Origin of the sequence: Necropsobacter massiliensis, assembly GCF_000827595.2 — a bacterium.
Classification (GTDB): domain Bacteria; phylum Pseudomonadota; class Gammaproteobacteria; order Enterobacterales; family Pasteurellaceae; genus Necropsobacter; species Necropsobacter massiliensis.
Genome location: NZ_LN776189.1, coordinates 187,749 through 202,727, shown reverse-complemented (window position 1 = coordinate 202,727; position 14,979 = coordinate 187,749). Strand labels below are relative to the sequence as shown.

17 protein-coding genes and 1 pseudogene are annotated in these 14,979 nt (G+C 46.5%); 1 reads left to right on the top strand and 17 read right to left on the bottom strand.

Going from position 1 to position 14,979, the window contains the following annotated elements:
• Nucleotides 1–67: 67 nt before the first annotated feature.
• The 13 genes and pseudogenes from BN3349_RS09655 to ftsY form a co-directional block, all read right to left on the bottom strand.
• On the bottom strand, nucleotides 68–655 hold the full coding sequence (locus BN3349_RS09655) for a LolA family protein (protein WP_040977080.1): 588 nt from the start codon (nucleotides 653–655) through the stop codon (nucleotides 68–70).
• Between the two features lie 2 nt (nucleotides 656–657).
• Nucleotides 658–1,107 (bottom strand): acyl-CoA thioesterase, encoded by a 450-nt coding sequence (locus tag BN3349_RS09650; protein WP_180334845.1) that lies wholly within the window; start codon nucleotides 1,105–1,107, stop codon nucleotides 658–660.
• A gap of 69 nt (nucleotides 1,108–1,176) precedes the next feature.
• Entirely contained in the window at nucleotides 1,177–1,602 is a 426-nt protein-coding gene (locus BN3349_RS09645; RefSeq protein WP_032109327.1) for a hypothetical protein, read from the bottom strand.
• Between the two features lie 27 nt (nucleotides 1,603–1,629).
• Nucleotides 1,630–2,556, bottom strand: coding sequence for a lysophospholipid acyltransferase family protein (locus BN3349_RS09640; protein WP_040977079.1), 927 nt, complete (start codon nucleotides 2,554–2,556; stop codon nucleotides 1,630–1,632).
• Entirely contained in the window at nucleotides 2,553–3,284 is a 732-nt protein-coding gene (locus BN3349_RS09635) for a glycosyltransferase family 2 protein (RefSeq protein WP_040977078.1), read from the bottom strand. The genes BN3349_RS09640 and BN3349_RS09635 overlap by 4 nt, the downstream gene beginning before the upstream one ends.
• Complete coding sequence (locus BN3349_RS09630; protein ID WP_082024907.1) at nucleotides 3,281–4,615, bottom strand: AMP-binding protein; 1,335 nt, start codon at nucleotides 4,613–4,615, stop codon at nucleotides 3,281–3,283. The genes BN3349_RS09635 and BN3349_RS09630 overlap by 4 nt, the downstream gene beginning before the upstream one ends.
• A 118-nt stretch (nucleotides 4,616–4,733) precedes the next feature.
• Complete coding sequence (locus BN3349_RS09625) at nucleotides 4,734–5,300, bottom strand: COG4648 family protein (protein WP_040977075.1); 567 nt, start codon at nucleotides 5,298–5,300, stop codon at nucleotides 4,734–4,736.
• Nucleotides 5,290–5,928, bottom strand: coding sequence for an ApeI family dehydratase (locus tag BN3349_RS12260; RefSeq protein ID WP_048736425.1), 639 nt, complete (start codon nucleotides 5,926–5,928; stop codon nucleotides 5,290–5,292). Before BN3349_RS12260 ends, BN3349_RS09625 begins: the two co-directional genes overlap by 11 nt.
• A gap of 17 nt (nucleotides 5,929–5,945) precedes the next feature.
• Complete coding sequence (locus BN3349_RS09615; RefSeq protein WP_040977074.1) at nucleotides 5,946–6,191, bottom strand: acyl carrier protein; 246 nt, start codon at nucleotides 6,189–6,191, stop codon at nucleotides 5,946–5,948.
• A gap of 8 nt (nucleotides 6,192–6,199) precedes the next feature.
• Entirely contained in the window at nucleotides 6,200–6,457 is a 258-nt protein-coding gene (locus BN3349_RS09610; protein ID WP_040977072.1) for a phosphopantetheine-binding protein, read from the bottom strand.
• 2 nt (nucleotides 6,458–6,459) lie between these two features.
• The gene (locus BN3349_RS09605) at nucleotides 6,460–7,221 is read right to left on the bottom strand and encodes a lysophospholipid acyltransferase family protein (RefSeq protein ID WP_040977071.1); all 762 of its coding nucleotides are present in this window, start codon (nucleotides 7,219–7,221) and stop codon (nucleotides 6,460–6,462) included.
• Nucleotides 7,206–7,949 carry a beta-ketoacyl synthase chain length factor gene (locus tag BN3349_RS09600; RefSeq protein WP_040977070.1) on the bottom strand — a complete coding sequence of 248 codons (744 nt, stop codon included), beginning with the start codon at nucleotides 7,947–7,949 and terminating at the stop codon, nucleotides 7,206–7,208. The genes BN3349_RS09605 and BN3349_RS09600 overlap by 16 nt, the downstream gene beginning before the upstream one ends.
• Nucleotides 7,950–7,980: 31 nt before the next feature.
• Nucleotides 7,981–9,340, bottom strand: a pseudogene (gene ftsY, locus BN3349_RS09595) (signal recognition particle-docking protein FtsY).
• Between the two features lie 99 nt (nucleotides 9,341–9,439).
• On the opposite strand from ftsY, the gene rsmD reads away from it, so the two are divergent.
• Nucleotides 9,440–10,054 carry a 16S rRNA (guanine(966)-N(2))-methyltransferase RsmD gene (gene rsmD / locus BN3349_RS09590; protein WP_040977069.1) on the top strand — a complete coding sequence of 205 codons (615 nt, stop codon included), beginning with the start codon at nucleotides 9,440–9,442 and terminating at the stop codon, nucleotides 10,052–10,054.
• On the opposite strand, the gene dprA is transcribed toward rsmD, so the two are convergent.
• From dprA to pyrG, 4 genes are all read right to left on the bottom strand, one after another.
• On the bottom strand, nucleotides 10,037–11,155 hold the full coding sequence (gene dprA, locus BN3349_RS09585) for a DNA-processing protein DprA (RefSeq protein WP_040977205.1): 1,119 nt from the start codon (nucleotides 11,153–11,155) through the stop codon (nucleotides 10,037–10,039). The two genes, rsmD and dprA, sit on opposite strands and share 18 nt — an antisense overlap.
• A gap of 177 nt (nucleotides 11,156–11,332) precedes the next feature.
• Complete coding sequence (locus BN3349_RS09580; RefSeq protein WP_040977203.1) at nucleotides 11,333–11,746, bottom strand: DUF2251 domain-containing protein; 414 nt, start codon at nucleotides 11,744–11,746, stop codon at nucleotides 11,333–11,335.
• Between the two features lie 95 nt (nucleotides 11,747–11,841).
• Entirely contained in the window at nucleotides 11,842–13,143 is a 1,302-nt protein-coding gene (eno, locus tag BN3349_RS09575; RefSeq protein WP_040977068.1) for a phosphopyruvate hydratase, read from the bottom strand.
• A 121-nt stretch (nucleotides 13,144–13,264) separates the two neighbouring features.
• Nucleotides 13,265–14,893 carry a glutamine hydrolyzing CTP synthase gene (pyrG, locus tag BN3349_RS09570; RefSeq protein WP_040977067.1) on the bottom strand — a complete coding sequence of 543 codons (1,629 nt, stop codon included), beginning with the start codon at nucleotides 14,891–14,893 and terminating at the stop codon, nucleotides 13,265–13,267.
• Nucleotides 14,894–14,979 lie beyond the last annotated feature (86 nt).

Below are 14,979 nucleotides of genomic sequence, written 5' to 3'. Positions count from 1 at the left end.
AATAAACGGGAGAATGTCTGTCCATGATAAATATTTACAACCTGTCCGAATACAATAAAGACACAGCTCACAGCAACGCCTGTCTGGCAAATTCGCTTAAGCCTTGATCAATACGGATCTGCTCAAAGCTAATCAGAGTGCGATCACCCTGCGCTTCATTAAGCTCAATGCCTTCTACTGTATTGGCGCCTCGGATTTCAATACGTCGGAAAATCTGTTTCATTAACAAACTATTTGGAATCAAGCTGAGCTGCCAGTCCTGTGCCGTACCGTTCAGCACAATATCAAACTGTTCGGACAAGGCCGCCACATCACCAGTCAATAACCCCAGAAATAAACTCACTTGCTGCGCTTGCCCGACGCCATCATTGAGTACCCACTGCGCCCCGTTCCACTGCGCAATGCCCGCCCCGGTCACTCGTAAATCGGAGGCGAACGGAGTATGCATCTGCCACAACAGCCCTTTATTTTTCAGCAATGTAAACTGCCCACGCGTAGTAATGGGTTTACTCATCGCTGACAAAAAACGTTGCTGAGTAAATTCACCCTGTATAGTTTGTGGCTGTTGTAACCGGGTCATCAACTGTTGCTGAGAAAACGCATGTAGCGATAAAGAAAACAGCAGTGCCCACAAGGTAATTACATATTTTTTCATATCTAAATCCGCTCTTTTTCCGGCTGGAATCCGTGATAATTTTCCAGTGCATCACGCCACGACTGTGGCGTTTGCAACTGCATTTCACCGCTAGCCATTGCTACCGCAACCTGCGTCGTGCTACCTTGGGTCAATTTCCTCTCCGTTTGTATATCAACAATCGTATAATCCATGCGCAGACAGCTTTCATACTCTGTCACAGCCAACTCGACTCGAATTCGCTGGCGGAAAAAAGCCGGTCGGACATATTTCAAATTCAATTGCACAATCGGCCAGCCGTAACCTTTTTCACGCATAACATTATAGTCGTAACCGAGTTCTGCTAAAAATGCACAGCGCGCCATTTCCAGATATTTAACATAATGACCGTGCCACATAATATTCATGGAATCCACATCAAAAAACGGAATTTCATATTCCGAACAATGACGAGCGTAAATATGTTTTTTTATTCTCATACTGTCGAACGACATCAATCTCTTCACATAAAATAGGTGCGTATCATACGCACCTGGGAAAAATTACTTCACAATATCGCCTTTTAACGCCACCCCGGCAATGGTTCTGCCCGCATGACATTCATATTTATCGGCACTGGCATATTCTTTTTTCTTATAATAAGACACCAAATTGCTGACTTTACTGCCGCCTTCTTGTTTCGCCCGGTCCTGAAAGCGTTTCACAGCAGATAAAAAGACCCAGCGGCAGGCCTCTTCATCGCTTTTATTCAGTGCATTGGTTTTCGGATTGGAAACCGCACCTTTAACCAGCACATTACCCGGCACGGATTTAGCAAAATAAAGCGGAATTGCCGGATCCAGCACCTGTTTAGCCTCAGACGAATTTAATGCTTGCTCAATCGAATAATAATGGGTGGTATCCCGCGCTGAACAGGCAGCTAAGCTCAACGCAATCAAGGACAGTACAAGATTTTTTGTCAGTTTCATAGAGAACTCCTGTTATTAAAAGATAAGTTATGGTTGCCTATTCCAAAAATCATAAAAATTAAACCATAATAGCGGATTTTTTGCACATTCTTTAGCAAGCTCATCCGCATATTTTTGCATTGCCTGATGAATGTTCTGTCTGCGAATCTTTCCCCGTCCAGCGATTGCGGGGCAAAAACGCCGCAACTGCAGGCGATAACGTCCTTGTTCCTTTAAGCAAAAGATGGTGTTCACTGGCGCCTTCAACAGGCTTGACAACAACCAAACACCTTGCGGAAACACCGCACTTTGTCCAAGAAAGTTCACGGTTTCGGTTTTTTCACCGTGTAGCGGAATACGATCGCCGGCAATAGCAATCCACTCGCCACGCTCAATACGCTGATGCAACTCTAGCATTTTCCGGGCATCCAGTTCATCAACCTGAATCAGCGACAATTCGTCTGCGCCCGCTGCATGCAGTGCCCGATTAAATACAGCCGCATGGCGGTGATGCACCAGTATGTTTAAGCAAAAATTAGGATGTCGTTCGTTTTTAATCAACGCACGACTAATTTCGACATTGCCGAAATGCGCACACAGCAGAATCTGTCCTCGCTTCCCGACAGCGTTCATCTCCTCACAAAGGTTATCCTGATCATCAATGATCACATCTTGATAACGGATTTTCCCCTGCCAGACAGCAAAGCGATCAGCAATCGCCTCGCCAAAATTTAAAAACTGGCGAAAAACTGCATGAGCCGGTAAATCAACAAAGGGACACGTCTGGCATAAACGTTGCTGATAAACAGCAATATATTTTCGCATCAGGCGCGATGTTAGAAAAAAATACAGCACGATCCAAAAAGTGACAAAGCGGATCACTGGCAACGGAAAATATAGTACAATCAGCCGAGTAAGATGCAGGAAAATCCCGTTTCCTCGCTCTGTCTGCCGCGCCCAATGTTGTTCATTCATCGCCGTTTCCCCTTAAACAGACGTGCCAGCATGCCAAAAAACAAACGGGCATGCATTTTACTCAACAACCAGTTATCCGCCCAAGGGCGAAAATGGGAAACACCATCACGTCCATACCGCACCGGCGTATCCAGCCAAATCATAGGCATTTTGCGCCAATGGCAACGTACCAGTATCTCAATATCAAAATCCATACCATCGCCGACATATTCTTCATTAATCAGCTGCACTGTTGACGCTAACGGATATAGACGAAAACCGCACATACCATCAGGAATATCGAAAGAAACGGTATTTAATGCAATCCAGAAATTGCTGATTTTTCGCCCGTACAGGCGGGATTTCGGTGCATCCGCACCATACAGCGGACGACCACAAATAAGTGCGGTGGGATTTTCGTGCATTTTCTGACACATATTACGGGCGTCCTGCAGCTGATGCTGTCCGTCAGCATCCACCTGGAGAGCATGAGTGAACCCAGCCTGCAACGCCTGTTTAAATCCGGCTTTCACAGCACTTCCTTTACCACCATTGTGCGCACAAAAAATAACATTCACCGACGCATTACGTTGCAGCTCACGCAAAACCGCCCGATGCGGCTCATCAGAACCGTCATCTACAATCCATACCGGCAGATTCAATGCTAGTAACGCGTCAGTTACCGCGCTCACAGTATCCGAATGATTATAATGAGGAATCACTGCCACTACTTTGATGATGTCATTCATCGGTTCACCTCATCCCGTATCGCACGGCAAACAGCAGCAAAATCCGCCCATCGGATTTTCGCCTGACTGTCGCGTGGCAATTGTTCACAGAAACGCCAGAAACGAGGCAACGCAAAAGCTTCCTGTTTCGGTGCGAGAAAAGTTCTAAAGGTAGTAATCAGTGCTTTTCGCCCAAGCTGTTTAAATGCAGCAATTCCCGCTTCTGTTAATGCGATCCAAGCCACCGGACGTTGTTTTTCCGGATGCAATCCGACATAACAATCGCGCACATAAGGATGCATACTTAAATCGCGCTCAATTTTCACTAAGGAGACCCGTTTATCACCAGCCTTTACAATACGATCCAATCGTCCTAACAATCGAAAACCCTGCACTGACATTTCCACTGCGTCTTCAGTTTGTTCGCGTCCACTAAACCAAGGCGATTCCACCCATAACGCACCACGTTTATCTCTGCCAACTCGACTTTCAGGCATCGGCTGCCAGAAACTGTGGTCAGTACGACGGGCAATGACGCCGGTTTCACTGCTGCCGTAAATTTCCACCACCGGAACAGATAAACTACGGCGTATCGCATTGCCACAGGCTTCCGGCAGCGCACCACCGGAGGAAATAATGCCCGCCATCGGAATCCGCATTAGCGCCGGATCAGCCAAATTCAGATTAGTCAATAAAGTCGGGCTGCTGATCCACAGGACTTTTTCCGTAGTCTGACAGCCACAACTTGCCGCGATTAAATCATCGGGATAAAGCAGCTGCGCATTATTCACACGCCACCCCGCTACAAGTGGCAAAAATACCCGGAAAGTCAAACCATAAAGATGCTGTGTGCTCACGCTACCGAGCAAATAAATATTTTCGTTAAAGGGCAGGATTTCCCGCAGCGCCTGCGCCTCATGCCACATTTGCTGTGCGGTTTTCACCACAATTTTTGCTTCACCTCTGCTACCGGAGGTTTTCAACCGAATTTGTGTCTGATTCTGTATATCGGGAACTAATGTAAAGTGCGGTGGTTTTGGCAGCAGTTTATGAAAGAGGGCGTATTGTGTAAAATTCGACTTGGTCAAAAAAAGATCTGCATTCTTCGCCACCCAGCGACGATTTTCTGCCAATAGATTCGGCGGCAACAAGACATCAACCTTTGCTTCCAGACAAGCCAGCAATGCGCAGGAAAACGCTGTGCAGTTTTCCAGCCATAATGCTGCAGTACGGATACGATCCTGTCGAAGCTTGCAGGCAAGCTGTTGTACGCGATAAATAAAATCCGGCGGCGCGCATAACATACGGCGCTCCGACAAAAAAACGGAAGAAGACAGTATTTCGTTATTCATCGTGATGCTAGTAGCCCATCGGTATCAGAAAATACGATAGACAATACATTCGGTCTGTTGATAATTCAGTGCCGATTTTAACATCGTGCACACAATTTGAGAATATTTGCGACACGAATTATGTGTGTGATTTATTGATAATTTGTTGTCTGACATACCATTCGCTCCCCATCAATAGCCCCATCAAAATATATGAAATCACACCACTGAACCATGCCCAATAGTCATATTGATGGCTCACCACAAACACGCTGTTTACAATAATATTAAACAAAAAGAAACCGCACCATAATAGCGTAACTTTACGGGTATAAATAACTGCGCGTGGCGATAAGTCAGGCTCCCGTACGCGAGCCAGACGTTCCACTGCGGAACGGGAAGTCAGCAAACTGCCACCGAAAAGCATCAGCATACCGCCATTAATAAGCACAGGATACCAATACATGACGCCGATTGTGCGGGTCAAGGCAATCAGTGTCAGCAACCCTGCCATAACAAAGGCAATGGCTCTCACCCCGCCCGTTTTCTGCAAGATGCCTTTGATGCCCCATAACAAAGCAAGAAAATAGAGTAAATTGGATAACAAAGCAGGCCGCTGCGCCGCAGCAAACAACCACAGCAAAGGATAGGCTGCACTAAGCACGATGAGAATAAAATTGGTCAGTATTCGCGCGCTATTCAGCATAAAATACCACCCATCCGCTGGCGCAAGTTTCGCCTTCGGTCATTAACTGAAAGCGCACACGATATTTTTCTTGTTCCCGTTTAAGCGTGATTTCCAGACTGTCATTGGGACGCAAAAATTTCTGAAATTTCAGATTATCAAAGCGTAAAACAGGTTGTTTTACACCACAATATTGCCTGATTAAACCCATAATCCATTGTAATTCCACAGCCCCAGGAACCAGTGGAAAAGTGGGGAAATGTCCTACAAAGAATTTTAGCTCAAGCGGCACAATCGCATTGAATAGCCATGTTTCGCCTTGCTGTTGGTGTGTCAACCAAATCGGTTCATCCAGTGCATTAGCCCAAAAATGTTCCGATTTGCACCGCACTTTAGCCTGACTATAACCGGGCAAAAACGCACTGAGATGCCAGTAACAGGGAATAACCGTCGTGTTTTGGTTTTCTGCCAAATAAGTTCTCAGTATTTTAAGTACAAAAGCTCGTCCTTGCGTTCGAAACGCGGCAATCCCATCAGCGTTCAGCAACATTAGTGCAGCCGGCACACTGTCAACAGGATGCCTAACCACATGGCAATCCGCAATCCAGTGATGCTGCCATAATAGATGTTGTAAATCCGTGCAAGACATTTACCTTCATTCCTGCACTAGGCGGCACTAATTCGTTTGACAGCCTCAATCACATCTTTGACAGTCCGCACATTGCGGAAATCTTCCGCCTGTAATTTATAGCCAGTCTGACGTTTGATATAGTCGATCAGATCGATAGCATCAATACTGTCAATCTCAAGCTCCTCATATAAATTCGTTTCTGGTGTTATCTGTGCTGCATCCACCTCAAATAAGGACACTAAGGCATCGGTCAATACCTGTTGGATTTCCTGTTCTGTCATGCTGCCCCCTACGCTTGCTGCGAACGGATAAAATCTGCCAGCGTGGCAACACTGGTGAAATGTTCGCGTAAATTGTGCTGCTCACTATTTAATTGCAATCCAAAAGTTTTTTGTACTGCCAACCCCAACTCCAGTGCATCGACTGAATCCAGTCCTAACCCGTCGTCACCGAACAGCGATGCATCTGTTTCAATCTCTTCTACGCGGATATCCTCCAACGCGAGGCTATCAATGATTAATTGTTTAATTTGTAGTTCAAGTTCCATTTTTAGTCCTTTGAATAGGTATTAAAATAATTTTCTAAAAATTCGTTTAAGCGCCGTGAAGCAATCGGTAGCGGCTTTTCTGCCAACCAGTCACGCGGATCAATATCTTCGCCTACCGTCAGTTCGTAACGAATGGTACGCGCCGGAATACGATACCATGGCTGTCCTTTCTTAAAATTAAGCGGCTGCATTTTTATCACCACCGGCGTAATCACTTTCGCGCTGCGCAAACCGATGGACACTGCACCGCGATGTAGCTTCACAGTGCCGTCCCAGTCAGTTCGTGTGCCTTCGGGGAAAAGCAGCAGTGCCTGTTGCTGCAAGATATCATGGCATTGCTCCAACAATGCCTCCGATTCGGTGTTAGGAATAAAACCGCAGGCTTTTATCGGTGCACTCATCGCCGGATTATACATTAAATCTTTTTTTACCACACAGTTAAAGTGCGATATCCGACTGAAAATCAATACTACATCCAATAAGGAAGGGTGATTAGCCAATACCAGTTGCCCCGGTCTGCCCAAACGTTCGAAACCGTGATATTCCACCTGCAGAATGCCAGTGCATTGCAGATAACGGACAAAAAAACGCCAGGTGGCACCAACGATGCGGCGCCCTTTTCGTTGAACGGCTAAATTATTGTGCGGATAATTTTTAGTATAAGGATATAAAATAAGATGAAAAATTACGCCGACGATGCCGAATAACACGAAACCGAACAGCGTCGCCAGCAATCGTTTCAATTGATCTAGCTTTTCTGCCATTGCCAATAGCCTCCGCCGGAACTCGGTGTCTGCCAGCGCAATTCGTTCAGATACTGCTGTTTCACCCAGCTTAACGTGTTATCGATACATAACGTCTGCGGTGCAGCTTGTGAATGCAGGCTCAGGTGATATTGTTCCCCTCGTTCCACCAATAAAGCCAGGGCATAGGAAAAAGGATGCCGAAAAACAGGTTGTACATGATATTTTTCCGATAACGGTGATTCTGCCGTCACCACTAACACGCGCTGAGCGCCATCATTTAGTAACAGATAAGCTTCCATCAACGCCATTTCAAGGTTATCTTTATTCGCGCTAATTGCCGTACATTCCTGTTTAACCCCGCGGATTTCCGACCACTGCCCTACCAACGCGTTGTGAACCGATAAACTGAAAGAGGTGGGTGAAATGTCGCCTTCTTGCCATAACTGTTGCCATAACATAAAACTGCGGTTGATTTCACTGTTGAACGAGGCATATACCACCGGAATATTGCTTTCCTGTTCGGTCAGAGGCCAAGCGGCGGCAAAGAACAGCCGGGCGGCATTACTTAAACGGCGGCGTTTTAACGGCGGCAAAAAATCAAGCGGTGGCATAATCGTCTCCCGCTGAGCCACGACAGTGCGCCAATGCGACTCGCCCTTACGCCAGTCAGCAGGAAAGAGCGGTCGGTCACAGACAATTTTCCAGTCCGTAATATCAAACGAAAAATGACAAACCTGTTGTTGCATAATTTTTTACATACAAAATACGAAATACCGGTTATTCTTCACGAGCAAACAGCGCATCAATAAATTCATTTGCCCGAAACTCGCGTAGGTCTTCGATTTTTTCGCCAACCCCGATATAACGGATCGGCAACTTAAACTGATCGGCGATAGCAAAAATCACGCCACCTTTTGCCGTGCCGTCCAGCTTGGTCAAGCTAATGCCGGTCAGTCCCACGGCTTCATTAAAGAGTTTCGCCTGACTAATCGCATTTTGTCCGGTGCCGGCATCTAAGGTCAGCATAATTTCATGTGGCGCGCTGTCGTCATATTTTTTCATAACACGGACAATTTTTTTCAGCTCGTCCATCAGATTATTTTTATTTTGTAAACGCCCTGCCGTGTCGGCAATCAGAATATCAATATTACGCGCGGCTGCCGATTGCATTGCATCAAAGATCACCGATGCCGAATCCGAGCCCGTGCTTTGTGCGATCACCGGAATATGGTTGCGCTCGCCCCAAACTTGCAACTGTTCTACCGCCGCGGCGCGAAACGTATCGCCCGCCGCCAACATTACCGATTTGCCCTGTTGGCGGAACTGGCGGGCGAGTTTGCCGATAGTGGTGGTTTTGCCCACGCCGTTAACACCGACCATTAAAATCACATACGGTTTTTTCTGGTCGTCAATTCGCAACGGTTGTTCCACCGGCTGTAAAATATCAGTCAATTCGGTTTTCAGCTGCTGATACAACAATTCCGCGTCTTTTAGTTGTTTATGGCTGGCGTGCTGAGTCAGATTATCTATAATTTTGGTGGTGGTCGGTACGCCGATGTCGGCGATGAGCAACTGCTCTTCCAGCTCTTCAAACAAATCGTCATCGATCTTTTTACCGGAAAACAGATTACGAAAACCATCGCCGATATGTTGCTTGGTTTTTAATAATCCTTTAACTAAACGACTGAAAAAACCGCCCTCGCTCGGTTTTTCCTGCTCCTGAAAAACGGTTTCCGTTTCCGTTTCCGTTTCCGTTTCCGTTTCCGTTTCCGTTTCCGTTTCCGTTCGTTTCCGTTTCCGTTTCCGTTTCCGTTTCCGTTTCCGTTTTCGGCGTTATTGTAGTGCTACTCCGTTGCGATTCAAGCGCCGACAAAGCCGGTTCTGCGGGCGATTCGGCAGTTTGAAAAACTGCTTCAATTTCTACCGCACTTTCCACTGCATTTTCTACCGCACTTTGTAAGTTGATACCCGTTTTGCGACGAGATTGCACCTCACTTTCCGCTTTATCCGGCGCTTGTTCGTTATCCTGTGCGGAGGTATTTTCCTGCGCCGGCTGTGAGGTTGGGGATTGTTGTGTTTTCTTTTTTCCCATGCCGAACCAAGACCAGAAACCGCCTTTTTTATTCTCTTCTGACATAAATCGCTCGCTATTTTCTGAAAAAATTATTGGTTTTACCGATTTTGTACTACACTAAGCAAAATTTTGGCATAGTTTATCATAATTTATCTCTTCTCTATGAAAAAAAATCCTCTCTCACAGGGCGCGCAACGACCTGAGAACAAAGGCGAAGTGCGCATTATCGCCGGACGTTGGCGCGGGCGTAAATTGCCGGTGTTAAACGCACAAGGGTTACGTCCAACCGGTGATCGGATTAAAGAAACGCTGTTTAATTGGCTGATGCCTTATATTACCGATGCCCGTTGTTTGGATTGCTTTGCCGGCAGCGGTTCTCTCGGTTTTGAAGCGCTGTCCCGCAACGCAAAGCAGGTGACATTTTTAGAACTGGATAAAACCGTCGCTGCTCAATTAAGCAAAAACCTGCAACGTCTGCAATGCACAGCGCAACAGGCACAGATTATCAATCAGGATAGTTTGCAATTTCTGAATCAGCCTCAAAACACACCGCACTTTGATCTGGTGTTTCTTGATCCGCCTTTTCATTTCAATCTGGCGGAAAAAGCAATCGACTTATTGCACCGGCATAATTGGCTGTATCCTGGCGCCTTAATTTATGTAGAAACTGAAAAAGACAAGCCGTTGCACGTGCCCGCCAGCTGGCAACCAGTAAAGCAAAAAACCAGCGGTCAGGTGAGCTATCGACTATACCAACATTCAGGTGCGCCGATATAAACCGTTTTGCAGTATAATCAATTCCTGCAATTCCAGCTCCAGCAGCTGAATCAGCAGAGTTTCCGCCGTTAAACCCGATTGTGCCGCCAGTTCATCCAGACTGATCGGCGTATAACCGATGCGAGCATAAAGTTCGGGATAAGCCGGATTTTGCGGTGGCGTGTAAGCGGCGGAAGCATTCCGCGCCCGTTCGGCAACGAACGGTTCGCCTCTCGTCTTATAATCACCGTCGTAGGAAAGTGCGGGCAGATTTTCCACAATATCCCGCACATTTTCTACCAGCATTGCGCCCTGTTTAATCAGTTTATGACAACCTTGACTAAATTCGTTCTGTACATTACCGGGTACGGCAAACACTTCTCGATTTTGTTCCAGCGCATAACGTGCGGTAATTAAGGAGCCGCTGCGTTCAGTCGCTTCCACAACCAGCGTAGCTAACGACAAACCGCTGATAATGCGATTGCGGCGCGGAAAATTTTCCGCCATCGGTGGCTGATGAGGCAAAAACTCGGAAACCAATGCGCCGCCGTTGTCGATAATGTGCTGCGCCAGCCGGCGATGTTTAGCCGGATAAACGTTTTCCAGTCCGCTACCAAGCACTGCAACAGTTTGTCCGCGAACATTCACTACCGCCTGATGACAAAATCCGTCGATACCTAACGCCAGTCCGCTGGTAATCACAAAACCGATCGAACATAATTCGACGGCAAAATGCTTCGCCCAATATTCTCCATAATGTGAACAGCGCCGACTGCCGACCATGGCAATTTGCGGTTGAGAAAGTGCGGTCGAATTTCCGCACAAAAACAGCAACGGTGGCGCCGCGCTGATTTGTTGTAATAAATAAGGATAATCTTGATGATAAAAATCAATCAGTCGGTTTCCTTCTTTGTTGGCCCAACATAACGCCGGCTCAATATATTTCATTTCTGGTTTAAACCAGCGACGAATTTGTTGCGCTTTCCAACCTATATGATGAAAAGCCGTTTCGTCATAATTCGGCAGATCCGTGATGTTAACCTCAGTGATGATTCGATGAATTGCGCTACTGCCCAACTGAGGAATCTGCATTAGGCGGAGAAAAATTTCATTGCGTGTCATAAGGATTGACAACCCCGAATAAATAAAAGGCATTATTTATCGGACAAACCCAAAGCACCAGATTTTCCGTGATTTTAAAGGCGGTTTTGCGTGGCGGATCGAGAAAATAAAAAATTATTTTTATAAAAAAACCTGCCGATCGCGCTCGGCAGGCTCAAGATACGGAAAACAGCGGCATTACCCCAGCAGCCATTTATCCACCAGTTCCTGCGTTGTTTCTTTATGCGTCCACATGCTGCCAAACTCCGGCGGTGGGAATTTGCTGTGGTTGTAACCGACAAATCCGCTGAAATCAAATACCGCATGGGGATAGCCATTAATCAGCAAAAAGGCTTTGTAGCCGTCTTCCGACCAAGCAATCTGCAATTTACGCGGTTCATGTAAAGACTGCGCTTCAATATCCTGCACCGAATAAACAAACAGACTGTCTACAACCGGTTGTTCGGTCTGGTGTAAATCCATGGCATAAAAATATCCCGTCTCGCCGTCGTCTTCAAAAATCACCACCAGATGTTCGTGTTGCGTAGAATGAGCGCCGCAGCGATAAGCCTCCCCTAGCAAAATTTGCTCGTCAAGTACCGTATAAATCATATTTTCTCCCATCGCGTCGGTTAATAAAAAGGGAAAATCCCGTGACAAAAAAGCCACCAAGTGTTCTTGGTGGCTGTGATTAAATCAAGACCGAATTATGCCTGACCTTTTACCGCTTTTAAGCCTAAGAATGGTGCTTTATCACCTAAAGCTTCTTCAATACGGATAAGCTGGTTGTATTTGGCGATACGGTCGGAACGGCTCATAGAACCGGTTTTGATCTGACCTGCCGCAGTACCCACCGCTAAATCGGCAATTGTTGCATCTTCGGTTTCACCGCTGCGGTGAGAAATCACGGCAGTATAACCGGCCGCTTTTGCCATACGGATAGCCGCCAATGTTTCGGATAAAGAACCGATTTGGTTAAATTTAATTAAGATAGAGTTAGCAATACCTTTTTCGATACCTTCTTTCAGAATTTTAGTGTTGGTGACGAATAAGTCGTCGCCGACTAATTGGATTTTGTCGCCCAATACTTTAGTCTGATATGCAAAGCCTTCCCAGTCGGATTCATCCTGACCGTCTTCAATGGATTTGATCGGATATTCTTTGCATAACTCTTCTAAATAATGTGTGAATTCTTGAGATGTAAAGGATTTGCCTTCACCTTTCATTTCATATAGACCGTTTTCTTTGTTATAGAATTCGGATGAAGCGCAGTCCATCGCCAAGGTAACATCTTTACCTAATACATAGCCGGCTTTTTCCACCGCTTCTTTGATACAAGCCAATGCCGCAGCGTTAGACTCAAGGTTCGGCGCAAAACCGCCTTCGTCACCCACTGCTGTGCTTAAGCCTTTAGATTTCAATACTTTGGCAAGATTGTGGAACACTTCCGCGCCGATACGCAGCGCTTCACGCAAAGTTTTCGCGCCAACTGGTTGAATCATGAATTCTTGAATATCAACGTTATTATCCGCATGTTCACCACCATTGATGATGTTCATCATCGGTAACGGCATAGAATAAAGACCCGGTGTGCCGTTCAGATCTGCGATCCATTCATACAGCGGTTTGCCTTGTGCTGCAGCGGCAGCTTTTGCATTGGCTAAAGATACGGCTAAAATTGCGTTCGCACCGAATTTGGATTTATTTTCGGTACCGTCCAAGTCGATCATAATGCGGTCGATTTCTTTCTGATTCAACGCATCTTTACCGACAACGGCTTGAGCGATTTCGTTATTCACGGCAGCAACAGCTTTTAATACGCCTTTACCTAAGAAACGTGATTTATCGCCGTCGCGTAATTCCAATGCTTCACGGGAACCGGTGGAGGCGCCAGACGGAGCGGCCGCCATACCGACGAAACCGCCTTCCAAATGCACTTCAGCTTCAACGGTCGGGTTACCGCGTGAGTCAATGATTTCACGGCCGATTACTTTAACGATTTTTGCCATTTTAATTTTCCTCTTTTAAGTTAATTCAAACGAATTCTTACAAACGGCAAATATAGTAAAGCGTTTTTCGCCGTTTGTCTTGCTAAAAATCATGCTTATTTGATCAAACACAGCTTTTAGCTTATTTTTTCTGATTTTCCTTCGCGGCTTTAATAAAGCCGGCAAACAACGGGTGTCCGTCGCGCGGCGTCGAGGTAAATTCCGGATGGAACTGACAGGCGACAAACCACGGGTGATTCGGTACTTCAATAATTTCCACCAGTTTTTTATCCGCCGATAATCCGGTGACTTTTAAGCCCGCCTTTTCAATTTGCGGCAACAGCACGTTATTCACTTCATACCGGTGACGATGGCGTTCTTCAATGGTTTCCGCACCGTACAGCTCGCGCGCTAAACTGCCTGCCGCCAAATGACACTGCTGCGCGCCGAGGCGCATTGTTCCGCCCAAATCGGATTTGTCGCTGCGTGTTTCAATATTACCGTCGGCATCCTGCCATTCGGTAATTAAACCGATCACCGGCTGCGGGCAGGCTTTATCAAATTCAGAAGAATTCGCCTGTTCCATACCGGCCACATGACGGGCATACTCAATCAATGCAACCTGCATCCCCAAACAAATACCTAAATACGGAATGTTATTTTCGCGCGCATATTGTGCGGTCAAAATCTTACCTTCCACCCCGCGATAACCGAACCCGCCCGGCACTAAAATGCCGTCCAGCCCTTTCAAAATATCTGTGCCTTTGGTTTCCACATCTTGTGAATCAATATATTTAATATGCACGCTCAATCGGTTTTTTAGCCCACCGTGTTTCAAAGCTTCATTAACGGACTTATAGGCATCCGGCAGCTCGGTATATTTGCCCACCATACCGATAGTCACTTCGCCGGTCGGATTCGCCTCCTGATAAAGTACCTGCTCCCATTCGGAAAGATCCGCCGGCGGGCAATCCAAATGAAAACGCTGACAAATAAACTCATCCAGTCCTTGCGATTTCAGCAATGCCGGAATCTGATAAATGGAATTGACATCTTTCAGCGAAATCACCGCTCTTTCCGGGACATTGCAGAATAACGCGATTTTAGCCCGCTCATTCGGCGGCACCATACGATCGGAGCGGCAAATCAGCACATCCGGCTGAATACCGATAGATAACAATTCTTTTACCGAATGCTGGGTCGGTTTAGTTTTCACCTCACCGGCTGTCGGAATATAAGGCACCAAAGTCAGGTGCATGAAAATAGTACGCTCCCGCCCGACCTGCACCGCTAGTTGACGCAATGCCTCCAAAAACGGCAGGGATTCAATATCGCCGACCGTGCCGCCGACTTCAACAATCGCCACATCATGTCCCGCCGCACCGTCAATCACTCGAGCTTTGATTTCATTGGTAATATGCGGAATCACCTGAATAGTGGCGCCCAAATAATCCCCGCGCCGCTCTTTGCGCAATACCTCGGAATAAATCTTGCCGGTGGTAAAGTTATTGCGTTTGGTCATTTTGGTGCGGATAAAGCGCTCGTAATGGCCTAAATCCAGATCCGTTTCTGCCCCGTCTTGGGTGACGAATACTTCGCCGTGCTGGGTCGGGCTCATCGTGCCCGGGTCAACGTTAATATAAGGGTCAAGCTTCATGATAGTCACGTTAAGACCGCGCGCCTCAAGGATCGCCGCTAAAGATGCCGCGGCAATACCTTTACCCAAAGAAGAAACCACACCGCCTGTGACAAAAATATAATTGGTAGCCATATTAAACCTATGTATTTGGAATGAAAAAGTATGATAATAAATGCAATAAGACGGGATGACAGTCTACAGTAAAAGGCGGTTTAACT